Below are 25,051 nucleotides of genomic sequence, written 5' to 3' on the forward strand. Positions count from 1 at the left end.
GGGCTCCTCAGGGCGCGACAATATGCGGCAGGGCCAGATATTCGCGCGAATTCATTTCGGTCAGGCGACTGACTGTACGCTTGAATTCGCTGGCCTGGGTACCTTCGGTATACAGATCGTCAGCGGCGCAGTCAGCAGTGATGATCAATTTGACCTTGTTGTCGTAGAAAACATCGACCAGCCAGGTAAAGCGGCGCGCTTCCGAAGCCTGGTGGGTGGTCATTTTCGGAACATGCGAGAGCAAAACCGTATGGTAGGCGCGGGAAATTTCGAGGTAGTCGTTCTGCGAACGGGGGCCGCCGCACAGGGTCTGAAAATCGAACCAGATGACACCGTGGCCACGGCGGACGGTGTCGATATTGCGTCCGAGCACCTCGATCTGGCCACCCTTCTTGCCTTCTTCGCCAGCCACCATGCGGAAATAGTCGAGCATTTTTGCTTCTGCCGCCAGGTCTGCCGGATGGTGAAAGATTTCGACCTGCTCAAGCGCCCGCAGGCGGTAATCAACACCGGAATCAACCTCGTAGACATCGAGATTCTTTTTCAGCAAGGCAATGGCCGGGAGGAAACTTTCCCGGTGCAGGCCATTCGGATAGAGCATGTCGGGCGGATAGTTCGACGTCATGACCACAATGACGCCGTTGGCGAACAAGCCATCGAGCAGGCGACCGAGAATCATGGCATCGGCGATATCGGAGACATGGAACTCGTCGAAACAGAGCAGGCGGACATCCTTGGCGATGGCTTCGGCCAGGCGCAGCATGGGGTCGGGCTCACCCTTGTATTTATCGAGATCGCGGTGGATCTGCTGCATGAAGGAATGGAAATGCAGGCGCTTCTTCCGGCGATAGGGGACCGAGTCGTAGAAGCAGTCCATAAGAAAACTCTTGCCGCGCCCGACGCCACCCCAGAAATAGATGCCTTTCGGCGGGGTCGGGGGCGATAGCAGGCGCTTGAAGGTACTGCGCCGGTTGACCTTGAAGGCGAGGAGATTGCCGTACAGGTTCTGCAGCGCATTGGCGGCCGTCATCTGGGCGGCATCGGCCATGTAGCCGCGGGCATCGAGCAAGTTCTGGTAGGCGTCGAGCATGCCCTGAGCAGCGACATTAAGTTTCTTATGCGGCATCTTGGAAATTCAAGGTTGGGGAGAGTCGTATTCTGCCAAAAAAATAAAGGCGGGTGCGTTTCCGCAACCCGCCTTTCAGGCAAACGCTTGGCCGATTAGAAGTTCAGCGTCCGCTTATCGCAAGCCAGAGCGGCTTCGTGCACGGTCTCCGACAGAGTCGGATGAGCGTGGCAGATGCGCGCCAGATCTTCGGAAGCACCACCGAACTCCATCGCCACAACGGCTTCGGCAATGATTTCGGAAGCGTTGGCGCCGATGATGTGCACGCCGAGGATACGGTCGGTTTCCTTACAGGCCAGCATCTTGACGAAGCCGGACGGATCGCCCATGCCCAGCGCCCGGCCATTGGCCAGGAAGGGCACCTTGCCCGCCTTGTAGGCAACGCCTTCGGCCTTGAGCTGCTGCTCGGTCTTGCCGACCCAGGCGATTTCCGGCGAGGTGTAGATGACCCAGGGAATGGTATCGAAATTGCAGTGGCCAGCCTGGCCTGCCATCAGTTCGGCAACCATCACACCTTCTTCATGCGCCTTGTGGGCCAGCATCGGACCACGCACGACGTCACCAATTGCCCAGACACCCGGCAAATTGGTCTTGCAGTGGCCGTCGACTTCGACGAAACCACGCGCATCGAGCTTGAGGCCGACGCCGTCGGCATTGAGGCCGTCGGTGTTGGGGAGGCGGCCGATGGAGACGATCAGGCGATCGGCATCGAGCTTCTGCGCCTTGCCATCCTTGTCGGTGTAGGCGATGGAAACCGATTTCTTGGTTGCCTTGATGTCGCCAATCTTGACGCCCATCTGGATATTGAGGCCCTGCTTGGTGAACAGCTTGAGGGCTTCCTTGGCGACGTCGACATCGGCGGCAGCCAGGAAATCCGGCATGGCTTCAAGAACGGTGACTTCGGAACCAACACGACGCCAGACCGAACCCATTTCCAGACCAATGACGCCGGCACCGATGATGGCCAGCTTCTTCGGCACTGATTCCTGATTCAGGGCACCTTCGTTGTCCATGACGATCTTCTGGTCAACCGGCAGGTTCGGCAGGTGACGGGCCTTGGAGCCGGTGGCGACGATGACCTGCTTGGCCAGCACTTCTTCGGCGCCAACCTTGACCTTCCAGTAGTCGCCTTCCTTGCCGACGAAGGAACCATGACCGGCCAGGAAAGTAACCTTGTTTTTCTTGAGCAGCATCTTGATGCCCGAGGTCAGCTGATTGACCACGCCATCCTTGCGCGCCTTCATGACCGGCACGTCGATGGTGGCCTTGCCGACCTTGATGCCCTGCGCTTCGAAGCTATGGTTGGCTTCCTCGAACAGGTGTGAGGTGTGCAGCAGTGCCTTGGACGGAATACAACCGACGTTCAGGCAGGTGCCGCCGAGACGCGGCTCGCCCTTGGGGTCGGCATAGGGATTGGATTCGGCGCAGGCGGCCGTGAAGCCGAGTTGCGAGGCGCGAATGGCAGCGATGTAACCGCCAGGACCGCCACCGATAACGAGCACGTCAAATTGCTGAGACATGGGTAAACCTTTCAGATTTCAGATGTGCAAAAGCGCCAGCGCCCTGTGCGGGACGCTGGCGCCGGCAAACGTCGATCAGACGCCGAGCAGCAGACGCGACGGATCTTCCAGCGCTTCCTTCATGGTCACCAGACCGAGGACGGCTTCGCGGCCGTCGATGATGCGGTGATCGTAGGACATGGCCAGATAGTTCATCGGACGCACAACGACTTGACCGTTCTCAACCATGGCGCGGTCCTTCGTGGCGTGGATGCCGAGAATGGCCGATTGCGGCGGATTGATGATCGGGGTGGACATCATGGAACCGAAGATGCCGCCGTTCGAGATCGAGAAGGTGCCGCCGGTCAGGTCTTCGATGGACAGCTTGCCATCCTTGGCCTTGGCGCCAAATTCGGCGATCTTCTTTTCGATTTCGGCGATGCTCATCTGGTCCGCATTGCGGATGATCGGCACGACCAGACCACGCGGCGAACCGACAGCGATACCGATGTCGATGAAGCCGTGATAGACGATGTCATTGCCATCAACCGAGGCGTTGAGGATGGGGAACTTCTGCAGGGCGGCGCAGGCAGCCTTGACGAAGAAACCCATGAAGCCGAGGCGAACGCCGTGGGCCTTCTCGAACTTCTCGCCGTACTGCTTGCGCAGCGCCATCATCGGACCCATATTCACTTCGTTGAACGTGGTCAGGATGGCGTTGGTCTGCTGCGATTGCAGCAGACGCTCGGCGATACGGGCGCGTAGGCGGGACATCGGGACGCGCTGTTCGGTGCGATCACCCAGGGCAACGGCGGTGGCCGGTGCGGAGATGGCAGCGGCCTTGGCGGCCGGAGCAGCCGGGATGGCCTTCGGTGCAGCAGCAACGGCATCTTCCTTGGTAACGCGACCGCCACGGCCGGAACCAGCGACGTCAGCGGCAGCAACACCCTTTTCGTCGAGGATCTTGCGGGCCGACGGGCTGGCCGTACCGGCAGGCGCGGCAGCAGCAGCGACCGGCGCAGCAGCAGCGGCTGCCTTCGGTGCTTCGGCAGCCGGAGCAGCGGCACCAGCCTTGGCTTCGGTATCGATGCGGGCAATCAGTTCGCCAGAAACAACCGTCTCGCCGTCAGCCTTGACGATTTCGACGAGAACACCAGCGCCCGGCGACGGAACTTCGAGAACAACCTTGTCGGTTTCGATATCGATCAGGATTTCGTCGCGTGCGACGGCATCGCCGATCTTCTTTTTCCAGGATGCGAGCGTGCCTTCGGCAACGGACTCGGAAAGCTGGGGAACTTGGACTTCGATAATGCTCATAGTGACTCCACTCTGCTCTAGTTATCAGTACTCGATCTTGCCCAGTGCGGACTCGACCAGTGCCTTTTGTTGCTCATTGTGCTTGGCCAGATAGCCAACCGCCGGTGACGAAGAGGCCGGACGCGAGACCAGCAACATCTTCTGTTTGACGCCCAGCTGGGTATCCAGATGGTGACGCGAGGCAATCCAGTACCAGGCGCCCTGATTGCGCGGCTCTTCCTGGGTCCAGACAACTTCGGTTGCCTTCGGATACTTGGCCAGTTCCTTCTCGAGGGAATCCTTCGGGAAGGGGTACAGCTGTTCGACGCGAACGATGGCGATGTCGGTGATCTTCTTTTCCCGACGGGCAGCCAGCAGGTCATAGTAAACCTTGCCACAGCAGAGGAGTACGCGCTTGACCTTCTTCGGATCGATGTCGTCGATTTCGCCAATGACGCGCTTGAATTCGCCCGTGGCCAGCTCTTCCATGCTGCAGGCAGCATCCTTGTGACGGAGCAACGACTTCGGCGTCATGACGATCAGCGGCTTGCGCTGCATGCGCACGCCCTGACGGCGCAGCATGTGGAAGACCTGGGCGGCCGTGGTCGGCACGCAGACTTCCATGTTCATTTCGGCACACAGCTGCATGTAGCGTTCGAGGCGGGCGGAAGAGTGTTCCGGACCCTGGCCTTCGTAGCCATGCGGCAGCAGCATGACGAGACCGCAGGCACGGCCCCACTTGGCTTCGCCCGAGGCGATGAACTGGTCGATGACAACCTGGGCGCCGTTGGCGAAGTCGCCGAACTGACCTTCCCAGACCACCATTTCATACGGATTGGCCGAGGCGTAGCCGTAGTCGAAAGCGAGCACTGCTTCTTCGGACAGCACGGAGTCGTAGCACTGGAAGCCAGCCTGTTTTTCCTGCAGGTTCTTCAGCGGGTAATAGGTACCCTCGTCCCAGTTCGTCCGGTTCTGGTCATGGAAAGCAGCATGGCGGTGGAAGAAGGTACCGCGACCAACGTCCTCACCGGAGATGCGCACACCATAGCCGGAAACCAGCAGCGAGGCGTAAGCCAGGTTCTCGGCCATACCCCAGTCGACCGGCAGCTTGCCTTCGCCCATGGCAGCACGATCTTCGGCAATCTTCTTGACGCGGGAATGGAGCGTGTAGCCTTCCGGGAACGTCGTCAGACGCTTCGACAGGCGCTTGAGTTCCTTCATCGGCACCGTGGTATCGCAGGTCTCGATGTAGTTCTTGGTCAGGAACGGCGTCCAGTCGATGGTATTGGCATGCTTGTAGCCAGCCAGCACCGGGTTGTAGAGCAGTTCGCCCTTGTCCAGATGCTCGCGGTACTGGGCGATCATCTGATCCGGGCCATCAGCCGGCAGAACGCCTTCGGCAATCAGCTTGTCGCCGTAAACCTTGCGGGTACCCGGATGCTTGCTGATGATCTTGTACATCAGCGGCTGGGTGACCATCGGCTCGTCCTGCTCGTTGTGGCCGAGCTTGCGGAAACAGATGATGTCGACGACGACATCCTTCTTGAACTGCTGACGGAACTCCATGGCCAGTTGGGTAACCAGCGCAACAGCTTCCGGATCATCACCGTTGACGTGGAAGATCGGCGCATCGGCCATCTTGAAAATATCGGTGCAGTAGTGGCCGGAGCGGTAGTCGCGCGGGTCGCTGGTGGTGAAACCGATCTGGTTGTTGACGACGATGTGCAGCGTGCCGCCCGTGCCGTAACCACGCGTCTGAGCGAAGTTGAGCATTTCCTGGTTGACGCCCTGGCCGGCCACGGCGGAGTCGCCATGCACAACGACCGGCAACACCTTTGACTTGCCTTCTTCGCCACGACGAACCTGGCGGGCATAGACCGAGCCTTCGACCACCGGGTTGACGATTTCGAGGTGCGACGGGTTGAACGCCAGCGTCAGGTGGCACGGGCCTCCCGGGGTGGACACGTCGGACGAGAAGCCCATGTGGTACTTGACGTCGCCGGCCGACAGGTCGCTCTTCTTCTTGCCTTCAAATTCAGCGAAGAGCATGGACGGGGCCTTGCCCAGCGTATTGACGAGGACGTTGAGACGACCGCGGTGGGCCATGCCGATGACGACTTCATCGATACCCAGCTTGCCGCCGGTACGGATCGCTTCGTCCATGGAGACGATCAGCGACTCGCCGCCTTCGAGCGAGAAGCGCTTCTGGCCGACGTACTTGGTATGCAGGTAGCGTTCGAGGGTCTCGGCAGCCGTCAGACGCTCAAGCAGACGCTTCTTCTGGTCGGCGCTGTAGGTCGGACGCGAACGGATGCTCTCGAGGCGTTCCTGCATCCAGCGCTTTTCGTTGTAGTCGGACATGTACATGTACTCGACGCCGACGGTGCCGCAATAGGTCTGCTTCAGGGTTTCGAGGATGTCGCCGAGCTTGGCGGTATCCGGCAGACCTTTAAGCGAACCGACGCTGAACGTCTGGTTCAGGTCGGCATCGGTGAAGCCGTAAAAAGACGGCTCCAGTTCATCAATTTTCGGACGGGCCAGACGCTTGAGCGGATCAAGGTCAGCCCAACGGGTACCGATCGAGCGATAAGCGGTGACCATCTGTCCGACCGCAGATTGCTTCTTGTTGTCACCACCGGCCGCCGGAGCCGGACGGAAACCGCCATCCTTGGCCAGTTCGGCAAAGGCGGAAATAACCGGGGCGTGCGCCACATCGCGTGCAACGTAGCCGGGCATCTGGGCCAGGCGATCAAAATAGTCGCGCCATTCGGCCGGCACGGAGGTCGGATCATTCAGGTAGTTTTCATACAGCTCTTCAACAAACGGCGCATTGCCGCCGAAGTACATCGTGCTGTCGAACAGATTATTCATCGTAGTCATAGGCGTCCCCTCTAGGGTATTTTTTCCACTGTTGTCACCGCTCAACTGGTGACGATTTTCCGCAGGTAAAAAAAGGGCGGCCACACGGCCGCCCAGTTTATTTCTTAGCCGCGTTGGGCAAGCGGCATGACGTCGCGTCGAGCGGCGCCCATGTAGAGCTGGCGCGGACGACCGATCTTGTATTCCGGATCGGTGATCATTTCTTCCCACTGCGTCATCCAGCCAACCGTACGGGCCAGCGCGAAGATACAGGTGAACATTTCGGTCGGAATGCCAATGGCCTTCTGCACGATACCGGAGTAGAAGTCGACGTTCGGGTAGAGCTTCTTCTCGACGAAGTACGGATCTTCCAGGGCGATCTTTTCGAGTTCCATGGCCAGCTTGAACAGGCGGTCGTTTTGCAGGCCGAGTTCAGACAGGACATCGAAACAGACCTTGCGCATGAGCTTGGCGCGCGGGTCGAAGTTCTTGTAGACGCGGTGACCGAAGCCCATCAGCTTGAAGGAATCGTTCTTGTCCTTGGCGCGGTTGATGTATTCACCGACCTTGGACACGTCACCGATCTGCTCGAGCATCTGCAGGCAGGCTTCGTTCGCACCGCCGTGCGCCGGGCCCCACAGACAGGCGATACCGGCGGCGATACAGGCGAAGGGATTGGCACCCGACGAACCGGCCAGACGGACGGTCGAGGTCGAGGCGTTCTGCTCATGATCGGCATGCAGCGTGAAGATGGTGTCCAGCGCATTGACCAGAACCGGGTTCGGCTTGTACTTCTCGCACGGATTACCGAACATCATGCGCATGAAGTTGGCGGTGTAATCCAGTTCGTTGTCCGGATACATGAACGGCGCACCGGTGTTGTACTTGTAGGCCATGGCGACGATGGTCGGCATCTTGGCGACGAGGCGGTTGAAGCTGACGTTCCGGTGCTCGGCATCGGAGAAGTCCATGGCATCGTGGTAGAAGGCCGACAGAGCACCAACGACGCCAGTCATGACGGCCATCGGGTGGGCATCGCGACGGAAGCCGGAGTAGAACTTGGTCAGTTGCTCATGCACCATCGTGTGGTTCTTGATGGTGTTTTCGAAAGTGGACTTTTGCTTGGCGTTCGGCAGTTCGCCGTTCTTCAGCAGATAGGTCACTTCGAGGAAGTTGCAGTTCTCAGCCAGTTGCTCGATCGGGTAGCCACGGTAGAGCAGTTCGCCCTTGTCGCCGTCGATGAAGGTAACCGTCGATTTGCAGCTGGCGGTGGAAAGGAAGCCGGAGTCATAGGTGAACAGTCCGGTCTTGGCACCAAGGGTACGGATATCGACGCAGTCGTTGCCGTGCGTCGGAGTCATGATCTGGAATTCGACGGGAGCCTGTCCATCGATGTTCAAAATTGCCTTGCGTTCAGTCGTCATGGAGTCATCCCTTTACAGGTGTTGGTTGTAACTGCAATGCCAAAAAAGCGGTCAACATTCCTACGATAAAATGCCAACCTTACTCAACTCTTACTACGAATCAGCGCGACCATCTGCGCCAAGCGAGGATCATCGATCTCGGCCTTGCCGGTCAGCAAGTCCCAGAGATCGTAATCCTCCATGTCGGCAAGCGCCACGAACGCCTGTTGCTGTTCATCGTTTAGCTTCTCAAACTCGCCACCATCAAGAAAACGCGTCAGGGTGATATCGAGTTCGAGCAGCGCACGACGAATACAACGCCAGCGCAGACGTTCGTAGTCCGCTCTTTCCATCAGACGGCGCGACGGACCATCATGTCCTTGATCTTGCCAATGGCCTTGGTCGGGTTCAGACCCTTCGGGCACACGTCAACACAGTTCATGATGGAGTGGCAACGGAACAGACGATACGGGTCTTCGAGATTGTCGAGACGCTCGTTGGTCGCCTGGTCGCGCGTGTCGGCGATGAAGCGGTAAGCGGCGAGCAGGCCGGCCGGGCCGACGAACTTGTCCGGGTTCCACCAGAACGACGGGCAAGAGGTCGAGCAGCAGGCGCACAGGATGCACTCGTACAGACCGTTCAGCTCTTCACGATCCTCTGGCGACTGGAGGCGCTCGCGCTCCGGAGCCGGATCATTGTTGATGAGGTAGGGCTTGATCGAGTGATACTGCTTGAAGAACTGGGTCATGTCGACGATCAGGTCGCGAATGACCGGCAGGCCCGGCAGCGGACGCAGGACGATGGGCTGCTTGAGGCTGTCGATATCGGTCAGACAGGCCAGACCGTTCTTGCCGTTGATGTTCATGGCATCGGAGCCACAAACACCTTCGCGACAGGAGCGGCGATAGGAGATCGCGTCGTCCTTGGCCTTGAGCTTGGTCAGCGCGTCGAGCAGCTTGCGGTCAGTCGGTTCGAGTTCGACCGAGATGTCCTGCATGTACGGCGCGTCGTCCTTGTCCGGATCGTAGCGATAGATACTGAATTGAACCATGCGTTTGCTCATTCTGGACTCCGATTAGTACGAGCGCGTCTTGAGCGCAACAGGCTCGACGGTCAGGGGTTGCATGTTCACCGGCTTGTAGGTGATCGAGTTGTCGACCGGCGAGAACAGCGTGTGCTTCAGCCATTCCTTGTCGTTACGGCCGTTCGGGAACTCGGCGGTATCCGGCGCATCGTCGCGCACGTGGGCACCGCGGGACTCCTTGCGGGCTTCGGCGGAGATCATCGTGGCCTTGGCGACTTCGATCAGGTTTTCCATCTCGAGAGCTTCGGTCCGGGCCGTATTCCAGGCCATCGACTTGTCCTTGATTTCGAGATTGCGGGCTGCCTTCTCGACTTCGAGGATCTTCTCGACGCCCTGCTTGAGCATGTCGCCGAAACGGAACACACCAGCGTGATCCTGCATGGTGCGCTGCATGGCAAGACGGGTTTCGTGCACATTGGCACCACCCTTGCGGTTGTCCAGTGCAGAGATACGGGCCAGGGTCTTGTCGGCAACATCCTTCGGCAGTTCGCGATGAGCGCGGCCGGCCTTGAGATCTTCGACCGCCGAGTCACCGGCCGACTTGCCGAAGACCAGCAGGTCGAGCAGCGAGTTGGTACCGAGACGGTTGGCACCGTGCACCGAAGCGCAAGCACATTCGCCACCAGCGTAGAAGCCGGGAACGATGCTGCTCATGTCGCCATCCTTGGGCATCACGACACGACCGGAGTAATGGGTCGGGATACCGCCCATCTGGTAGTGGCAGGTCGGGACGACCGGCAGCGGCTCTTTCAGGCAATCGACACCGGCGAACTGCAGGCCGATTTCGTGAATGCCGGGCAGGCGCTTCATGATGGTGGCGGGGTCGAGGTGGGTGATGTCGAGCAGGACGTAGTCCTTGTTGACGCCACAACCGCGGCCTTCCTTGATTTCAGTCGCCATGGCGCGGGAAACCACGTCACGCGACGCGAGATCCTTGGCGTTCGGGGCGTAACGCTCCATGAAGCGCTCCTTGCTGGAGTTCCGCAGGATGCCGCCTTCGCCGCGCACGCCTTCGGTAATCAGCACGCCCGCACCGGCCACGCCGGTCGGGTGGAACTGCCAGAATTCCATGTCTTCGAGCGGGATGCCGGCACGCGCCGCCATGCCCAGGCCGTCACCGGTATTGATGAAGGCGTTGGTCGAAGAGTAGAAGATACGGCCAGCACCACCGGTGGCGAAAATGGTGGCACGAGCGTGGAAGATCACGATCTGGCCGGTTTCCATTTCCATGGCGGTGACGCCGAGGACATGACCTTCTTCGTCGCGGATCAGGTCAAGGGCCATCCATTCCACGAAGAACTGGGTGTTGGCCTTGACGTTGCGCTGATACATCGCGTGCAGCATGGCGTGACCGGTACGGTCAGCGGCAGCACAGGAGCGACGCACCGGCTTTTCGCCGAAGTTGGACATGTGGCCGCCGAACGGACGCTGATAGATCTTGCCGTCATCGGTCCGGTCGAAAGGCATGCCGTAGTGTTCGAGCTCAACAACGACTTCGTTGGCCTTCTTGCACATGAATTCGATCGCGTCCTGGTCGCCGAGCCAGTCGGAGCCCTTGACGGTATCGTACATGTGCCACGTCCAGTGATCTTCCTCGGAGTTACCGAGCGAAGCGGCCACCCCACCCTGCGCCGCAACGGTGTGCGAACGGGTCGGGAAAACCTTGGACAGGACGGCGGTCTTCAGACCAGCCTCGGACAATTGAATGGCGGAACGCAGACCGGCACCACCGGCGCCAACGATCACCGCATCAAACTTGAGAACAGGAATACTCACGCTTACAGCCTCCAGAGAATCGCAGCAGCCCACGCGGTGTAACCCACCAGCGCAGCAGCGGTCAGAACGTGCAGGGACAGGCGCAGGCCAGTCGGCTTCACGTAGTCCATCCAGATGTCACGAATACCAATCCAGGCGTGATAGAACAGACTGACGAAGAAAAGGAAGGTCAGGAACTTGATGACGCCATTGGCGAACACGCCCTGCCAGGCTTCGAAGGTCGACGGACGGACGATCAACAGCACGGCAGCGATCAACACCGAATAGACCGCCATGATGACGGCCGTGGCGCGCTGGATGATCCAGTCCTTCAGGCCGTAGTGGGCACCGACAACAATACGGTTAATCACAGCAGCACCCCCCAAATCAGGATCGCAGCCAGCGGAAGGCTGACGGCCATAACAACACCCGCCGACTTGCGGGCAGCTTCCTTCTCGATACCGATGTGCAGGTCGAGCAGGAGGAAGCGGATGCCAGCACAGAAGTGATGGACAAAGGCCCAGATAAGGCCCGCCAGAATCGCCTTGACCAGCCAGAATCCGGCAACCGCCTTAAAGGCAGCAAAACTTTCAGGGGAACCTACACTGGCGCCGAAGAGCCAGAGCATTACCGGGATACAAAGAAACAATCCGGCACCGCTGACGCGATGAAGAATCGAAACCTTGCCCGGCAGCGGCAACTTTATTGTAGTCAAGTCCAAATTTTTTGGACGTTTCTTGATGGTCATTTCTGCCATGAACGTCATCCCTCGCGTGAAGATGCGGTTATCCGCTTTTACGTGGTTTGAAAAGAACGGTAATTATACATTCAAAACTAGGTAGAGCATGCCTTGCGGGGCGCTTTCCGACCTAGTTCATATGCACTGCACTGGCTCAACCCAAATCATTCCGGTAGTAATGATGCCGCGTCGAATAAAGACCACGCCGCCACTCAACCGCCTTGTTGCCATAGGTATAGGCCGTTCTCTCAACGAGCAGAAGCGGCTCGCCGAGCGGCACACCGATTATCGCGGCACTCTGGGCATCGGCGCCAACAGCGCGCAGACGCTCTTCTGCATGAATCATGCGAACGCCAAAATCACTCTCGAACAAGCTGTAGAGCGAACGTTCGCCGCCCCGCAACCTTTCCAGCACCAAACCATTGAACAGGTCCGCCACCAGATAGATTTCATCAAAGACCACCGGCTCGCCACTGAACCGCAAGACCCGCTTGACAAGCACAACCGGGTCACCGGCCCGCAAGCCCAGTGCCGCTGCCACCGCTGCTGTCGCCTCGATGGTTTGGCAAAAGAAGGGGTCGCTGACGGCCTGGGCGGCCTGACCGTCATCCGGCACCAGCCTGAGAAAACGATAGAAGGAACGCGGGTCGCTATGCGTCGCGACAAACGTCCCCTTGCCCTGCCGCCTGACCAGCAGGTTCTCGGCAGCCATTTCGTCGATGGCTTTGCGGACCGTCCCCTGACTGACATTGAAGCGTGCCGCCAACTCACCCTCGCTGGGAATACCGTCACCCGGCCCCCACTCGCCCTCCTCCAGACTGCGGATGAGAAAATCCTTGATCTGGCGATAGAGCGGGCTGAAAGTCGGGGAGCTTAAGCGAGGTGCAGGACGAGAGGCGTCACGAGTCATGGTCCAAATTTCAGCACATTTCCGACACAGCGTCCACGGAAAGTTATCTTATATAAGACACATGATGAATTGACAGGAAAACGCCGAACTTCTAACATCGACAGTCTCTCGTGCCGGCTGACGCAAGGAAGCAAAAAAAGGCGGGCAATCGAGCGAATTCGAACAATTTCAACCACGCTGTTTCAAACAGGAGCGATACATGTCCAAAGCACCCATGCGCGTTGCCATTACCGGCGCCGCCGGCCAGATCGGTTATAGCCTGCTGTTCCGCATTGCCTCCGGCGAAATGCTCGGCAAAGACCAGCCGGTCATCCTCCAGTTGCTCGACCTGCCGCAAGCCCAGCAAGCCGTCAAGGGCGTGATGATGGAACTCGACGACTGCGCCTTCCCGCTGCTCGCCGGCATGGTCGCCACCGATGACCCGAACGTCGCCTTCAAGGATGCCGACGTCTGCTTGCTGGTGGGCGCCCGTCCGCGCACCAAGGGGATGGAACGTGCCGACCTGCTGACCGCCAACGGCGCCATCTTCACCGTTCAGGGCAAGGCCATTGCCGAGAACGCCAAGGAAGACGTCAAGGTTCTGGTCGTTGGCAACCCGTGCAACACCAATGCCTTCATCGCCGCTGCTGCCGCCAAGAAGGTTGGCCGCACCAACCCGAACAACTATCACGGCATGCTCCGTCTCGACCACAACCGCGCCCTGTCGCAGCTGGCCGAAAAGACCGGTCGCGCCGTGTCTTCGTTCAAGAAGCTGGTCGTCTGGGGTAACCACTCGCCGACGATGTACGCCGACTACCGCAACTGCGAATCCAATGGCAATAACGTCAAGGCCCTGATCAACGATCACGCCTGGAACAACGACGTCTTCCTGCCGACCGTTGGCAAGCGCGGTGCCGCCATCATCGAAGCGCGTGGCCTGTCCTCCGCTGCCTCGGCCGCCAACGCCGCCATCGACCACGTCCGTGACTGGGTCCTCGGCTCCAGCGACTGGGTCACCATGGGTGTTCCGTCCGACGGCTCCTACGGCATCCCGGCCGGCATCGTTTATGGCTTCCCGTGCGAGTGCAAGGGTGGTTCCTTCAAGATTATCCAGGGCCTGGAAATCGACGAATACAGCCGTGAAAAGATGAATTTCACGCTCAAGGAACTGACCGACGAAGCCGAAGCCGTCAAGGACATGCTGTAATCCTGCATTAGTTCTTAGCTTCACCGAAAGGCCGCGATAAAATGTCGCGGCCTTTTTCTTTTTCAGATCGAAACACCATGCGCCATCCGAACACCGTCCTTTTTGCCGGCGAGAAGCCCTTCCCCATCCTGCCTGCCGTCGATCATTACGCCGGTTCGGAAAAGCTGATGCGGAAAGCGCTGCAATTGCAGAACGAACTCGGGCCGATTTTCGACATCACCTGCGACTGCGAAGATGGCGCCCATGCCGGTGCCGAGCGCCAACATGCGGAAATGGCTGCCAGCGTCATCATGAGTGATGACAACCGTTTCAACCGGGTTGGTGCGCGCATCCATGATGTCACCCACGCGCACTGGCGCAAAGACCTCGACATCCTCGTTGGCATGGCCGGCAGCCGGCTGCCTTTTATTACCCTGCCCAAACCGTGCAGCGCCGGTGACGTCCAGGTACAGATCGAAGCCTTGCGTCAAGTCGAGCAGCATTTTGGCGTCGAGCGCCGGATTCCGGTGCATGTCCTGATCGAAACCCACGGCGCCCTGCGCGAAGTCTGGGAAATCGCCGCCCTGCCTGGTGTCGAGAGCCTCGATTTCGGCCTGATGGATTTCGTTTCCGGCCACCACGGCGCGATTCCCGGCAGCGCCATGAAGAGTCCCGGTCAGTTCGACCACCCGCTGGTCGCCCGCGCCAAGTGCGAAATCAGTGCTGCCGCGCTGGCCAGTGGCGTCGTCCCGTCGCATAACGTGACGACCGAACTCAAGGACATTGAAACCATCCGTAGCGATGCCCGGCGCGCCCGCAGCGAATTCGGATACCTGCGCATGTGGAGCATCCATCCGAACCAGATCGTGCCGATCGTCGAAGCCATGCGCCCCGACTTCTCCGAGGTCCAGGCCGCCGCCGAGATTCTGATTGCCGCGCAGGACAAGGACTGGGGTCCGATCCAGCATGACGGCAAGCTGCACGACCGGGCTTCCTACCGCTATTACTGGGCCTTGCTTGAGCGCGCCCACGTCACTGGCATGGACATCTCCACCGAGGCAAAGAGCCGCTTCTTTGCCTGAAGAACTTCCGATTCTCTACCGCGACGAGCATATCGTCGTCATCGACAAGCCACCCGGCCTGCTCGTGCATCGTTCGGAAATCGACCGCCACGAAACCCGCTTCGCCATCCAGATCCTGCGCGACCAGATCGGCCAGCACGTCTGGCCGGCTCACCGGCTTGACCGGGGAACCTCGGGCGTCCTGCTCTTTGGCCTGAACAAGGAAATGGCCAGCCTGCTCGGCCGCCAGTTCGAGGCCGGAGCGGTCGACAAGCAATATCTGGCGGTAGTTCGCGGCTTTCCGCCGGCTTCCGGCACCATTGACCACGCGCTGTCACGGCAGCGCGACACCTATGAGTTCCAGGGCGAACGCAGCAGTACGGAAGCGCAATCTGCCCTGACCCATTTTCGCAAGCTGGCGGAGATCGAATTACCGGTTGCCGTCGACCGCTATCCGAGCAGCCGCTACGCCCTGCTCGCACTGGCGCCAGTCACCGGCCGCCGCCACCAGATCCGCCGCCACCTCAAACACATCGCCCACCCGATCATTGGCGACGCCACCTATGGCAAGGGACGGCACAACCGCTACTTTGCTGACGAGCTCGGCTGCCACCGCCTCCTGCTGGCTTGTGTCGGCCTGTCCTTCGATCATCCGGTCACCCAACAACGACTGAAAATAAAAGCGCCAGTGTCCGGCGAATTCGCCGCCACACTGGCGCGTTTTAACTGGCCAACCGAAACCGCTTAGGCGATATTTTCCTCGAGATGCTCGCGGAACTTCTGGTTCTGCTCAAGCTGGACAATATCCTGGCCAAGCGCATCACGCGCCGAGACCATACCCAGCGGCGCACCGTTCTGATCGACCACTGGCACATGGCGGAAGCCGCCATCGATCATGAACTGCAGGGCGTAGCCGAGGGGCTTGTCAGCCCGGATGGTTTGCGGGTTGGCGACCATGACCTGCGACAAAAGGGTCTTATCGGGATCGAGATTGCCGGCCAGTACCTTGTTCAGCGCATCACGCTCGGTGAAGATGCCGACAATCCGGTTATTTTCGACGACCAGCATGGCGCCGATCCGCTTTTGGGCCATGAGCGCGCAAGCGGCGCGAACAGTGCTTTCCTTGCCGGCCGAAACGACAGTCTGGCCAGCGATGATGTTGCTGATGATGCGATTAGGCATGTTTGTCTCCTGTTGTAATAGTCAGCGAAGTGCATTCAAAACAAAAAGCTCAGCACATGCGAAGATTACCCCAGCTTGATGACAATCACCGCAATGGCCACAAAGATGATGACCATGCCAATCAGCTCAACGTTCAATGGAAATCCCAAAAAATTTTCTCAGGGGGTCAGTTCGTAAACCACGCGAACCCGTGCATCCGCCTTGGCCAGATCGACCACACCGATACCGCCGGGATGCGAGACAACCCATTTCAAGACTTCTTCGCTTGAACTGACCCTGACCGGTGGCTGCAGGCGCCCGGCAAAGACCTGCCGCGACCAGTAGACGTTAATGTCCGACAAGTCCTTGCCGACCAGCAGCCGATAAAAGCGGGCGCGCTCCGCATGGCTCTCCGGCAATTCCACCGGCTGTGCCTCGACACCGTTGAAAAACTGGCGATTACGCCCGAAGAAAATATTAACCACCTCGTTGCGTGTCATCGCCGCAACACCCAGGCGGGCATTGACCACCACCACCAATTCGGCGCGCACCTCTGCCGCCGGCTGCAGCAGCAGCCAGAAAATCGCGAGCGGAAGGATCAGGCGACGGAAAGCCACGGCGTCAGAAAACAAAATCCATGGTCAGCGAAAAGATGTCCATCTTCCCGTCCCAATTACCCCGACGATCCTGCCGATAGGGAAAGATTGACGACGCCTGCCCCCGGATACCATCCCACTGCGCCTTGAGGGCAATGTTCCGGGCCACATCCCAGCGCATACCCGCAAACGTCGTATCCTGGGTCGAACGAGAGTCATCCATGACGTAGCTAGTGACAAAATTCAACGAATCATTCCGCGGATGCGAACGCACCCATGAATAACCCAGATAAGGCGTTACCGCGCCCCAACGATAGCCAATCAGTGCGTAGGCAGCAGTCGAACTTTCGAGCGCACGACTGCCCTGATCGATATGGTTCAGCATGAGCTGCGCCTGCCAAGGCCCATTGTCGTAGACCGCACCAACGGAAAAGTAATGGGTCCGCGTATGACGGGTGCTCAAGAAGGCGAGTTCTGTTGCTGTCATACCGCTTCCACGCAGCGGCACGACAATCGGGTTGACGACAGGTGCCAAGGGTAGATCACGCTCAAAACGAATATTGGCGTAGCTCCCCCGCACCTGCCAGGGCCCGACTTGATACTCGAGGTAAGCACCTGCCATCGGCGAACCGGCAATGTCCCATTGTTCCTCGGCCAGGGGAATCTTCCCGTCAGAATAGCCATAGAAGGCTTTCGCCCGCAGCACATTTTCGCCGAGCGGAATACTGATCGCCGCATCGGCGCCACTGATGCTGTAGAACGGCAAATACCAGAAGTAATCACCCGGCGGACGCACCGTCAGGAAGGAATAGCCGACCCAGCGCGAATCGGCCATCATGAAAAACTCGGTACCCAGGCGCCCGGCGCGCAGGCTCAGATTGGGGGTCGGATCGTATTTGAGGTAGGCCCAGGCGATATCCGGGGTAAAGGTCTTGTCGTAGCGGTAGCGACTATTCGCCTGAACCACTGCCTCCAGCTGCCGATTGAAACGCCAGGCGCCTTGTACGCCAATGACGCTGTCTATCAGACCACTCCACTCCTTGCTGATACCTCGCGGCTGCGACAGGTCGCGAACAAATTCGACATTGTCCGTCGTCGTTCGGGCCATGCCGAGCGTTCCGAAACCCTGCAGGGAAAACGCAGACTCTGACTCTGCACTGACCGGCAAAACAATCAGCGGAGCGACCAGACAGGCGAGAGCGACGCTTTTGAGCGGACAACAGCGTGCTGCCCAGCGGAATACATTGGCAATAGTCATGACTTTGGGTTTTCGTCGCTGCCCGACCAGGACTGACGATACCGGCCAACGCCAGTTTTCGTCAGTCAGGCCAGCGGTTATTCCGGCAAGGCGATCTTCTGTTCAGTGCTGAACTGATAATCCTTGAAGATATGTTCGGCCGACAGCAGTTGATAACTGCCATCCGCCGCCTTGCGCGTCGTGTCCTTGAGCCGGTAGGTGAGATGGCCGCAAGTCCAGATATCAAAGTTGCGCATGTGGGTGCACAGACAGGTCTTGTCCATGACAGACACCTTGCGGGCACCCGGGTGGGCCAGCACTTCGCGATTATAGGAAGTAACGTAGGCACACTTGCCGTTGGCATCGAGCAGGTAGCCGTAAGCCTCGCAATTCGGACGAATGCCATCGCCGATGCCGGGGCTGCTCTTGATCATGCGCATCGGGTAGCCAGTCGGTGAAATCTGGTTCACCTCGATGTCATCTTCGCTGGCCTTGAAGTACTCCTGCTTGACGTCGTCCGGCAGGCCGCACTCCTTCGACACGGTAAAGCGGGTCGCCACCTGGACGGCCGAGGCGCCACTTTCGAGGAAGGCGGCAGCATCGGAACCGGTGAAAATACCCCCAGCCGGAATGACCGGGATATCAAGGTGCTCGTTCTTCAGGAACTGGATCACTTCGGCGACGATGGTCGCCAGATCGTACTGCGCCCAGTCCATGCCGAACCCCAGGTGACCACCGGCCAGCGGACCTTCAACGACGATATAGTCGGGCAGACGACCGGTGCGCGAACTTTTTTTGAGGAACAGCTGCAGGGCGCGCACCGAGGAAACGATGATGCCTAGCTGAACATCACGGAAACGCGGATGTTCCTCGATCAGCGCAAAGGAACCGAGATGCAGGCCGGCGGCCAGCGTGATGCCTTCGATACCGGCATCCATCGCGGCTTCCATGCGGACCTTGAGCGTCTCCTTCGGCGCGTTCATGGTCAGCTTTTCCATGCAGTTGATGAAGATCATGCCATCGCCCTTCTTGCGCGACATGGCAGCCTCAACGTGCAGGCGGGTGGCTTCGACCAGCTTGCCAAGATCGAACTTGACGGGTGATTTGTCTTCGTTCTCGACGTTAAACTTGTAGGTCTTGAGTTTTTCCTTGACGAACTTGGTGTTGTAGCGGCGATCCGACACAGTCTTGATCATTGCATCGGAAATGTGGCCAACGCCCCCCAGGCGCGCCACCTCGAGAGCCAGATCGACACTCGAAATATCCACCCCCATGCCGCCGATCATGATTGGCACCAACTCGTGCTTGCCTAGGCGCAAGCGAAAATCGTCCACACGCTTCATCATTGTCCTTATGAATACAGGCCGGTCCCCTCGCTCACGGCCAAGTGACGGATTTTACGCCAATGTTAAGGCCGATGCTTGACGAGCCGGGGATAAATCAAATTTTGCCCAAGCAACTGTGGCTAAACTTGCCACTTCGATCGATTTTCCGGCCATAGGTTCACATGCATTTTTCGACCCACCCGTTCTGGCTCGTCGGCTTTCGGCCTTTTTTCTCGCTGACCTGTCTCGCCGGGATGTCTTTGCCGGTCATCTGGGCGCTCATCTTCAGCGGCGCCGTTACCTTGCCGGATGCGAGCTTCACCGCTGTCCAGTGGCACGCCCACGAAATGTTCTTTGGCTTCGGCTGGGCCGTGCTCGGTGGTTTCCTGCTCACGTCCACCAAAAACTGGGTAAATATCCGCGGCTACCACGGCCCTGCCCTGATACTGCTTGCTGCCGCCTGGATCATCGAGCGGATCGGCATGGCCTTCGGCGGCAGCTGGCCGCATGCCGCATTTTTGCTAACGAACAATCTTTTTCTTGGCAGCATCGTCGCCATGCTGCTGTGGACACTGATCCGACATCGTGAGACCGACAGCTACCGCGACAACGCTTTTTTCCTCATCATGCTGCCCGGCTTTCTCATCGCCAAATACCTCATGCTTGAAGGCGGCGATTTCACGACCGGCTACAGCATGGCCATCGGCCTCTTCCGCCTGGCCTTTCTGGTCATGCTCGAACGCACACTGACCGGTTTCATGAAAGCCGCCTTCCAGACCCAGCTCCTGCGCCATCCAGTTCTGGACATGTCGATCAAGCTACTCGGCCTCGTGCTGGTACTCGAATTTGCCCTGCCCCGACCAATTACTGCCGCGATCTCGCTCACTCTCGCTACCCTGCTCGCCATCCGTTTTTTCTACTGGAAGCCGCAACTCGCCTTCCAGCGTCTCGATATCGGCGTCATGTACATCGGCTACCTGTGCCTCGTCGCCCAGCTATTGATCGAGGCTCTTGGGCATGCGGTGACCTTTATCTGGGTCGGCTCGGTCTCTGTCCATCTGTTCACCTTTGGCGTCATGGGCCTGATCATTCCGGGCATGATCGTCCGCATTTCCAAGGGTCATACCGGTCGCAAAGTCATCTTCCAGACCGGGGACAAGCTGGTTCTGGTCATCATGCTTGCGGCACTGTTCGCCCGCATTATTGCGCCGCAATGGCTACCGGCCGCCTACCTCGGCTGGATACACCTGGCGGCGACCTGCTGGTTTGCGGCTTTCGCCATTCTTGGCTGGCGGACCATACCGCTCCTGCTCCGGCCACGCATCGACGGCCGCGAACACTGACCGGAAAAAACCCTTCCGTTCAGTCCACAAACGATCGTGCCGTGATTTCCAGCGAGCGCAGGCGCAGTACCGGATCGAAAATGTCGCTGACGAGAATCATTTCATCGGCATTGGTCGCTTCTTTCAGCGCCAGCAACCCGGCATGTACAGTTTCCGCCCCACCAATCACGGCAGCCCCCAGAAAACCGGCAATCCCTGCGCGCTCCTGCGGATGCAAACCAGCCAGGAAGCCGGCGACCGGCGGCGGCAACGGCCGACGATCGCCCCGCAGAATACCAAGCACCCGCTGATAGGTGCTGCTGGCCAGATAGTCGGCTTCCTCGTCACTGTCGGCAGCGATAACCGGCACGCCGACCATCACGTAAGGCTGCGCCAGCTTGGCCGAGGGCCGGAAATTGCGGCGGTAAATCTCGATCGCCTGAAGCAGCATGGCCGGCGCAAAATGCGAGGCAAAGGCATAGGGCAGGCCGCGCTCGGCAGCCAGTCGGGCCGAAAAAAGGCTGGAACCGAGCAACCAGATTGGCACCTCGGTGCCGCAGCCCGGCACGGCAATGACCTGTTGATCCGGCTGTCGGGGACCGAGCAGGCGCTGCAGTTCGGCCACTTCGCGCGGAAAGTCGGCTTCCGTTTCGATACGGTCCCGACGCAGGGCGCGCATGGTCAGTTGATCGGTTCCCGGCGCCCGGCCCAGACCGAGATCGATGCGATCCGGATACAGTTCAGCCAGCGTGCCGAAAGCCTCGGCAACGACCAGCGGGGCATGGTTGGGCAACATGATGCCGCCCGAACCGACGCGGATGCGCCGGGTGGCCCCGGCCATGTGGCCAACCAGTACGGCCGTCGCCGAACTGGCGATGCCCGGCGTGTTGTGATGCTCCGCGACCCAGTACCGCGTGAAGCCGAGCGCTTCAACATGCTGAGCCGTCTCGCGGCCGATGGCCAGTGCCTGCCCAACGTTCCCACCCTCGCGAATGGCGATGAGATCGAGCATCGACAACTTTGTATTTGGCAGCGGGTTCATGCTTGCTCCTGAACGGGTTTATCGGCCCCCAAGGCGACCGGATGGCGGCGACTCGCGGCCCAACTGAGCAGCGACAACAGGGCCAGCCCACTACCAATGAGCAGGATGCCGGCCAATTCACTGGTCTTGAACTCTTCGCCAAAGGTCAGTCGTGACGAGAGGATAGCGACAACTGGCGTGCCGAGCACCGAGAGGCTGGCCTCCCAGGCTGGCACCCGGTCAAGGATATAAATCCACAACCACCAGCACATGGCGGTGCTGGCGATGGACATGAACGCCAGGATGCCAAAATAGGATGGCGTCCACTCGGTCGCCCGCTCCGGCACCAGAATTGCCAGCAGAACCAGCGGCACTGCACCGATGATCATCTGCCAGGTAGTCAGGGTCAGCAGGTCAACCGACGTAGTGCTGCGCAGACGCTTGATCAGGATGGTGCCAATGCCCCAGCACAAGGCCGCCATCAGGCCAAGAATTTTACTCAACAGCGTGGCGTGCATGTCCCACGGCTCGATGATCAACAATAGACCGGTCAGCGTACTCGCCGCCGCCAGCCATTGTTTGCCACGCACCCGTTCGCCGAGGATGGGCCAGGCCATCAGAAGGGTCCAGATCGGCATGGTGAAAATCAGTACCGCCGTCTTGCCGGGACCACCTTCGACCAGCGCCCAGGTCTGGAAAACCATGAAACCGGTCACCTGTGCCAAGCCGATAGCCAGCGTCTGCCCGGGTGCCACCAGCCTCAGCGAACGCCCGCTGAGCTTGACGGCAATGACCAGCGCAAGGGCTGCACCGACACAACGCTCGGCTGCAAACGCGAAGGGTGGCGCGTAAACCAAACCGTGCTTGGCCAGCACCCAGGTGTAGCCCCAGGTCAGCGAAAGAACGACCAAGGCAAGCGCAGGCAGCCAGCGGCGGTATGAAGACATGATGCTTTCAGGAAAGGGCTGGCACCGCGGAAAACCGGCCAACGGAATGTCAGAGGAGTCCGATTGTAACGCCTGACAGCACGCAGGCTGGGGAGGCTGAATGGGATGGGACTTTCCCGGCACTCCCGCTAGAAAACGGGATGGCCAAATAGCCGCATCTAAACCAAAGTCTAATAGTCGCCCTTTTGATTTCCCAATATCTTTGCCTCATACGGAATCTCGATATTTTCGATTGGCCGTGTGACCCCGGCGACAGAGATCGCTTTGATTTGGGAATGGCCGGATGCCCAATCCCGCAACAAAGGAGACATTGATGGCTTTACTTAACAGAATGGACTGGTACGACCTGGCCAGGACCACGAACTGGACGCCCACGTATGTGACGGAAGACGAACTGTTTCCGCCGCTCATGTCGGGTGCTTTCGGGCTGCCCCAGAATGCCTGGGAAAAATACGACGAGCCTTACAAACAGACCTATCCGGAATACGTCAAAGTCCAGCGCGACAAGGATGCCGGCGCCTATTCGGTGAAGGCGGCGCTGGAACGCAGCCGTATTTTCGAAAATGCCGATCCGGGCTGGAAATCGGTGATGAAGGCCCACTACGGTGCCATCGCCCGTGGCGAATACGCCGCCGCCAGTGCCGAGGCCCGCATGATGCGCTTCTCCAAGGCACCGGGCATGCGCAACATGTCTACGCTGGGTTGCCTGGATGAAATCCGCCACGGCCAGATGCAACTCTACTTCCCGCACGAGCACGTTTCCAAGGACCGCCAGATGGACTGGGCCTTCAAGGCCTACGACACCAACGAGTGGGGCATGATCGCGGCGCGTCACTTCTTCGACGACATCATGATGACGCGGGATGCCATCAGCGTTTCCATCATGCTGACCTTCAGTTTCGAAACCGGCTTTACCAACATGCAGTTCCTTGGCCTGGCAGCCGATGCGGCGGAAGCCGGGGACCATACCTTTGCCAACCTGATCTCCAGCATCCAGACCGACGAGTCTCGCCACGCCCAGATCGGCGGCCCGGCCCTCAAGGTACTGATCGAGAACGGCCAGAAGGCAGAAGCGCAAAAGCGCGTCGATATCGCCGTGTGGGGTGCCTGGAAACTCTTCTCAGTGCTCACCGGCCCGATCATGGACTACTACACGCCGCTCGAGCATCGCAAGCAGTCCTTCAAGGAATTCATGGAGGAGTGGATCGTCGCCCAGTTCGAGCGTGCCCTGACCGACATGGGTCTCGATTTGCCCTGGTACTGGGACATTTTCCTCAAGGATATTGCCGAAACCCACCACGGCATGCACATGGGTTCCTATTTCTGGCGTCCGACCGTGTGGTGGAACCCGGCAGCCGGCATCACCCCCGACGAGCGCGCCTGGCTGGAAGAAAAATACCCCGGCTGGAACGACACCTGGGGCCAGTGCTGGGACGTCATCATCGACAACGTGGTGGACGGCAACATGGCGATGGCCTACCCGGAAACCCTGCCCTATGTCTGCAACATGTGTCAGCTGCCGATTCTTGGCACGCCGGGCAAAGGCTGGAACGTCAAGGATTACCCGCTGGAATACAACGGCCGCCTCTATCACTTCGGTTCGGAAGTCGACCGTTGGTGCTTCGAGCAGGAGCCGGAGCGCTATGCCGGGCACCTGAGCATTGTCGACCGCTTCCTGGCCGGCATGATCCAGCCGATGGACCTGGGCGGCGCCCTCGCCTACATGAACATCGCCCCCGGCGAATGTGGTGACGACGCACACAACTATGCCTGGGCCGAAGTCTACCGTGCCCTGCGGGCAGAAAAGAAGGCGAGCTGAGCAAAGCCGCCTGACAAGCCGGCGCCTGCGGGCGCCGCTTCGAAAAAAATTTAGGAGATTCTAGAAATGGCGTTGTTTCCACTTACTTCGAACTTTGAAGGCGACTTTGTGCTGCAACTGGTTGCCGTCGACAGCGAGAACACCATGGATGAGGTGGCGGCTGCCGCCGCTGTCCATTCAGTCGGTCGGCGCGTGCGTGCCCGTCCGGGGCACATCATGCGGGTGCGTCGTCAGGGCGGCGCGGATTTTCTCCCGCGCACGATGCGGGTTTCCGAATCCGGCCTGAAGCCCACCGAAACCGTCGAAATCATCTGGGAGGCGCCGAAGCACTGAGTGCTTCGCAGCGCAAACGAAAGCGAACAGGAGCTGGTATGGGTTTCAAAAAGGTTTGTACGCTCGATGACCTCTGGGAAGGCGAGATGGAGTCATTCGAAGTCAACGGCCACGAAGTCTTGCTGGTGTGCGCCGAAGGCGGCGACATCAAGGCTTTCCAGGGGATTTGTCCGCATCAGGACATTCCGCTGGTCGATGGCACCTTCGACGGCAAGAAAGTCATCTGCCGGGCGCACTTGTGGCAATTCGACGCGTGCACCGGCAAGGGGATCAACCCCGCCGACTGCGCCCTGGCCGAGTACCCGGTCCAGTTGGACGGCGACGATGTCCTGGTGCAGACCGACGGCATCGAACCTTTGTTCGCCCATACCTGAGCGCCCCTCGTCACTGGCC

At 59.3% G+C, this 25,051-nt stretch carries 24 protein-coding genes; 7 read left to right on the plus strand and 17 right to left on the minus strand.

Annotated elements, in window-relative coordinates; all coding sequences use genetic code 11:
* Positions 1-7: 7 nt before the first annotated feature.
* The 11 genes from zapE to HYN24_RS09625 form a co-directional block, all read right to left on the minus strand.
* Positions 8-1,126: a cell division protein ZapE gene (zapE, locus tag HYN24_RS09575; protein ID WP_117609041.1), complete on the minus strand. Its 1,119-nt coding sequence runs from the start codon at positions 1,124-1,126 to the stop codon at positions 8-10.
* Positions 1,127-1,221: 95 nt separating this feature from the next.
* A complete protein-coding gene (gene lpdA, locus HYN24_RS09580) occupies positions 1,222-2,646 on the minus strand; it encodes a dihydrolipoyl dehydrogenase (protein ID WP_117609042.1) in 1,425 nt (474 codons plus the stop codon).
* A gap of 75 nt (positions 2,647-2,721) precedes the next feature.
* A complete protein-coding gene (gene odhB / locus HYN24_RS09585) occupies positions 2,722-3,942 on the minus strand; it encodes a 2-oxoglutarate dehydrogenase complex dihydrolipoyllysine-residue succinyltransferase (protein WP_117609043.1) in 1,221 nt (406 codons plus the stop codon).
* A 24-nt stretch (positions 3,943-3,966) separates the two neighbouring features.
* Positions 3,967-6,801 carry a 2-oxoglutarate dehydrogenase E1 component gene (locus HYN24_RS09590; RefSeq protein ID WP_117609044.1) on the minus strand — a complete coding sequence of 945 codons (2,835 nt, stop codon included), beginning with the start codon at positions 6,799-6,801 and terminating at the stop codon, positions 3,967-3,969.
* A 104-nt stretch (positions 6,802-6,905) separates the two neighbouring features.
* Positions 6,906-8,204 (minus strand): citrate synthase, encoded by a 1,299-nt coding sequence (gene gltA / locus HYN24_RS09595; protein WP_117609045.1) that lies wholly within the window; start codon positions 8,202-8,204, stop codon positions 6,906-6,908.
* 83 nt (positions 8,205-8,287) lie between these two features.
* Positions 8,288-8,536: a succinate dehydrogenase assembly factor 2 gene (locus tag HYN24_RS09600; RefSeq protein WP_117609046.1), complete on the minus strand. Its 249-nt coding sequence runs from the start codon at positions 8,534-8,536 to the stop codon at positions 8,288-8,290.
* Positions 8,536-9,246, minus strand: a complete 711-nt coding sequence (locus tag HYN24_RS09605; RefSeq protein ID WP_117609047.1) for a succinate dehydrogenase iron-sulfur subunit — start codon at positions 9,244-9,246, stop codon at positions 8,536-8,538. Before HYN24_RS09605 ends, HYN24_RS09600 begins: the two co-directional genes overlap by 1 nt.
* A 12-nt stretch (positions 9,247-9,258) precedes the next feature.
* The gene (gene sdhA, locus HYN24_RS09610) at positions 9,259-11,043 is read right to left on the minus strand and encodes a succinate dehydrogenase flavoprotein subunit (RefSeq protein WP_117609048.1); all 1,785 of its coding nucleotides are present in this window, start codon (positions 11,041-11,043) and stop codon (positions 9,259-9,261) included.
* A 2-nt stretch (positions 11,044-11,045) separates the two neighbouring features.
* A complete protein-coding gene (gene sdhD, locus HYN24_RS09615) occupies positions 11,046-11,393 on the minus strand; it encodes a succinate dehydrogenase, hydrophobic membrane anchor protein (RefSeq protein ID WP_117609049.1) in 348 nt (115 codons plus the stop codon).
* Complete coding sequence (gene sdhC / locus HYN24_RS09620; RefSeq protein WP_117610291.1) at positions 11,390-11,779, minus strand: succinate dehydrogenase, cytochrome b556 subunit; 390 nt, start codon at positions 11,777-11,779, stop codon at positions 11,390-11,392. The genes sdhD and sdhC overlap by 4 nt, the downstream gene beginning before the upstream one ends.
* A gap of 136 nt (positions 11,780-11,915) precedes the next feature.
* Complete coding sequence (locus HYN24_RS09625; RefSeq protein ID WP_117609050.1) at positions 11,916-12,671, minus strand: GntR family transcriptional regulator; 756 nt, start codon at positions 12,669-12,671, stop codon at positions 11,916-11,918.
* 199 nt (positions 12,672-12,870) lie between these two features.
* On the opposite strand from HYN24_RS09625, the gene HYN24_RS09630 reads away from it, so the two are divergent.
* From HYN24_RS09630 to HYN24_RS09640, 3 genes are all read left to right on the plus strand, one after another.
* Positions 12,871-13,857, plus strand: coding sequence for a malate dehydrogenase (locus tag HYN24_RS09630; RefSeq protein ID WP_117609051.1), 987 nt, complete (start codon positions 12,871-12,873; stop codon positions 13,855-13,857).
* 77 nt (positions 13,858-13,934) lie between these two features.
* A complete protein-coding gene (locus HYN24_RS09635; RefSeq protein WP_117609052.1) occupies positions 13,935-14,918 on the plus strand; it encodes a CoA ester lyase in 984 nt (327 codons plus the stop codon).
* A complete protein-coding gene (locus tag HYN24_RS09640) occupies positions 14,911-15,645 on the plus strand; it encodes a tRNA pseudouridine(65) synthase TruC (protein ID WP_240327649.1) in 735 nt (244 codons plus the stop codon). Before HYN24_RS09635 ends, HYN24_RS09640 begins: the two co-directional genes overlap by 8 nt.
* Here the strand turns inward: HYN24_RS09640 and HYN24_RS09645 are convergent.
* The 4 genes from HYN24_RS09645 to HYN24_RS09660 form a co-directional block, all read right to left on the minus strand.
* Positions 15,642-16,079, minus strand: a complete 438-nt coding sequence (locus HYN24_RS09645; RefSeq protein WP_117609054.1) for a cyclic nucleotide-binding/CBS domain-containing protein — start codon at positions 16,077-16,079, stop codon at positions 15,642-15,644. The genes HYN24_RS09640 and HYN24_RS09645 overlap by 4 nt on opposite strands.
* A 158-nt stretch (positions 16,080-16,237) precedes the next feature.
* The gene (locus HYN24_RS09650; protein ID WP_205421370.1) at positions 16,238-16,690 is read right to left on the minus strand and encodes a hypothetical protein; all 453 of its coding nucleotides are present in this window, start codon (positions 16,688-16,690) and stop codon (positions 16,238-16,240) included.
* Positions 16,680-17,912: a hypothetical protein gene (locus HYN24_RS09655; protein WP_117609056.1), complete on the minus strand. Its 1,233-nt coding sequence runs from the start codon at positions 17,910-17,912 to the stop codon at positions 16,680-16,682. The genes HYN24_RS09650 and HYN24_RS09655 overlap by 11 nt, the downstream gene beginning before the upstream one ends.
* 77 nt (positions 17,913-17,989) lie before the next feature.
* Positions 17,990-19,234, minus strand: coding sequence for a nitronate monooxygenase (locus HYN24_RS09660; protein ID WP_117609057.1), 1,245 nt, complete (start codon positions 19,232-19,234; stop codon positions 17,990-17,992).
* Between the two features lie 164 nt (positions 19,235-19,398).
* Between HYN24_RS09660 and HYN24_RS09665 the strand changes: the two genes are divergently transcribed.
* Complete coding sequence (locus tag HYN24_RS09665; protein ID WP_117609058.1) at positions 19,399-20,559, plus strand: NnrS family protein; 1,161 nt, start codon at positions 19,399-19,401, stop codon at positions 20,557-20,559.
* A 19-nt stretch (positions 20,560-20,578) separates the two neighbouring features.
* On the opposite strand, the gene HYN24_RS09670 is transcribed toward HYN24_RS09665, so the two are convergent.
* Both HYN24_RS09670 and HYN24_RS09675 read right to left on the minus strand, forming a co-directional pair.
* Positions 20,579-21,580, minus strand: a complete 1,002-nt coding sequence (locus tag HYN24_RS09670) for an LLM class flavin-dependent oxidoreductase (protein ID WP_117609059.1) — start codon at positions 21,578-21,580, stop codon at positions 20,579-20,581.
* Entirely contained in the window at positions 21,577-22,506 is a 930-nt protein-coding gene (locus HYN24_RS09675; protein WP_117610292.1) for a DMT family transporter, read from the minus strand. The genes HYN24_RS09670 and HYN24_RS09675 overlap by 4 nt, the downstream gene beginning before the upstream one ends.
* A gap of 313 nt (positions 22,507-22,819) precedes the next feature.
* Here HYN24_RS09675 and HYN24_RS09680 point away from each other — a divergent pair, with 313 nt between their 5' ends.
* From HYN24_RS09680 to HYN24_RS09690, 3 genes are all read left to right on the plus strand, one after another.
* Positions 22,820-24,325 carry an aromatic/alkene/methane monooxygenase hydroxylase/oxygenase subunit alpha gene (locus HYN24_RS09680; protein WP_117609060.1) on the plus strand — a complete coding sequence of 502 codons (1,506 nt, stop codon included), beginning with the start codon at positions 22,820-22,822 and terminating at the stop codon, positions 24,323-24,325.
* Between the two features lie 66 nt (positions 24,326-24,391).
* Positions 24,392-24,658, plus strand: coding sequence for a toluene-4-monooxygenase system B family protein (locus tag HYN24_RS09685; protein ID WP_117609061.1), 267 nt, complete (start codon positions 24,392-24,394; stop codon positions 24,656-24,658).
* A gap of 38 nt (positions 24,659-24,696) precedes the next feature.
* Positions 24,697-25,032 carry a Rieske 2Fe-2S domain-containing protein gene (locus HYN24_RS09690; protein ID WP_117609062.1) on the plus strand — a complete coding sequence of 112 codons (336 nt, stop codon included), beginning with the start codon at positions 24,697-24,699 and terminating at the stop codon, positions 25,030-25,032.
* The last annotated feature ends 19 nt before the right edge of the window (positions 25,033-25,051 follow it).

The organism is Dechloromonas sp. HYN0024, assembly GCF_003441615.1.
In the GTDB taxonomy this organism is placed as follows: Bacteria; Pseudomonadota; Gammaproteobacteria; order Burkholderiales; family Rhodocyclaceae; genus Azonexus.

What these genes read in the sequence shown, in the direction of transcription:
- zapE (WP_117609041.1), bottom strand. Translation starts at nt 1,126, where the DNA reads ATGCCGCATAAGAAACTTAATGTCGCTGCTCAGGGCATGCTCGACGCC.
- lpdA (WP_117609042.1), bottom strand. Translation starts at nt 2,646, where the DNA reads ATGTCTCAGCAATTTGACGTGCTCGTTATCGGTGGCGGTCCTGGCGGT.
- odhB (WP_117609043.1), bottom strand. Translation starts at nt 3,942, where the DNA reads ATGAGCATTATCGAAGTCCAAGTTCCCCAGCTTTCCGAGTCCGTTGCC.
- HYN24_RS09590 (WP_117609044.1), bottom strand. Translation starts at nt 6,801, where the DNA reads ATGACTACGATGAATAATCTGTTCGACAGCACGATGTACTTCGGCGGC.
- gltA (WP_117609045.1), bottom strand. Translation starts at nt 8,204, where the DNA reads ATGACGACTGAACGCAAGGCAATTTTGAACATCGATGGACAGGCTCCC.
- HYN24_RS09600 (WP_117609046.1), bottom strand. Translation starts at nt 8,536, where the DNA reads ATGGAAAGAGCGGACTACGAACGTCTGCGCTGGCGTTGTATTCGTCGT.
- HYN24_RS09605 (WP_117609047.1), bottom strand. Translation starts at nt 9,246, where the DNA reads ATGAGCAAACGCATGGTTCAATTCAGTATCTATCGCTACGATCCGGAC.
- sdhC (WP_117610291.1), bottom strand. Translation starts at nt 11,779, where the DNA reads ATGGCAGAAATGACCATCAAGAAACGTCCAAAAAATTTGGACTTGACT.
- HYN24_RS09625 (WP_117609050.1), bottom strand. Translation starts at nt 12,671, where the DNA reads ATGACTCGTGACGCCTCTCGTCCTGCACCTCGCTTAAGCTCCCCGACT.
- HYN24_RS09630 (WP_117609051.1), top strand. Translation starts at nt 12,871, where the DNA reads ATGTCCAAAGCACCCATGCGCGTTGCCATTACCGGCGCCGCCGGCCAG.
- HYN24_RS09635 (WP_117609052.1), top strand. Translation starts at nt 13,935, where the DNA reads ATGCGCCATCCGAACACCGTCCTTTTTGCCGGCGAGAAGCCCTTCCCC.
- HYN24_RS09645 (WP_117609054.1), bottom strand. Translation starts at nt 16,079, where the DNA reads ATGCCTAATCGCATCATCAGCAACATCATCGCTGGCCAGACTGTCGTT.
- HYN24_RS09655 (WP_117609056.1), bottom strand. Translation starts at nt 17,912, where the DNA reads ATGACTATTGCCAATGTATTCCGCTGGGCAGCACGCTGTTGTCCGCTC.
- HYN24_RS09660 (WP_117609057.1), bottom strand. Translation starts at nt 19,234, where the DNA reads ATGAAGCGTGTGGACGATTTTCGCTTGCGCCTAGGCAAGCACGAGTTG.
- HYN24_RS09665 (WP_117609058.1), top strand. Translation starts at nt 19,399, where the DNA reads ATGCATTTTTCGACCCACCCGTTCTGGCTCGTCGGCTTTCGGCCTTTT.
- HYN24_RS09670 (WP_117609059.1), bottom strand. Translation starts at nt 21,580, where the DNA reads ATGAACCCGCTGCCAAATACAAAGTTGTCGATGCTCGATCTCATCGCC.
- HYN24_RS09675 (WP_117610292.1), bottom strand. Translation starts at nt 22,506, where the DNA reads ATGTCTTCATACCGCCGCTGGCTGCCTGCGCTTGCCTTGGTCGTTCTT.
- HYN24_RS09680 (WP_117609060.1), top strand. Translation starts at nt 22,820, where the DNA reads ATGGCTTTACTTAACAGAATGGACTGGTACGACCTGGCCAGGACCACG.
- HYN24_RS09685 (WP_117609061.1), top strand. Translation starts at nt 24,392, where the DNA reads ATGGCGTTGTTTCCACTTACTTCGAACTTTGAAGGCGACTTTGTGCTG.
- HYN24_RS09690 (WP_117609062.1), top strand. Translation starts at nt 24,697, where the DNA reads ATGGGTTTCAAAAAGGTTTGTACGCTCGATGACCTCTGGGAAGGCGAG.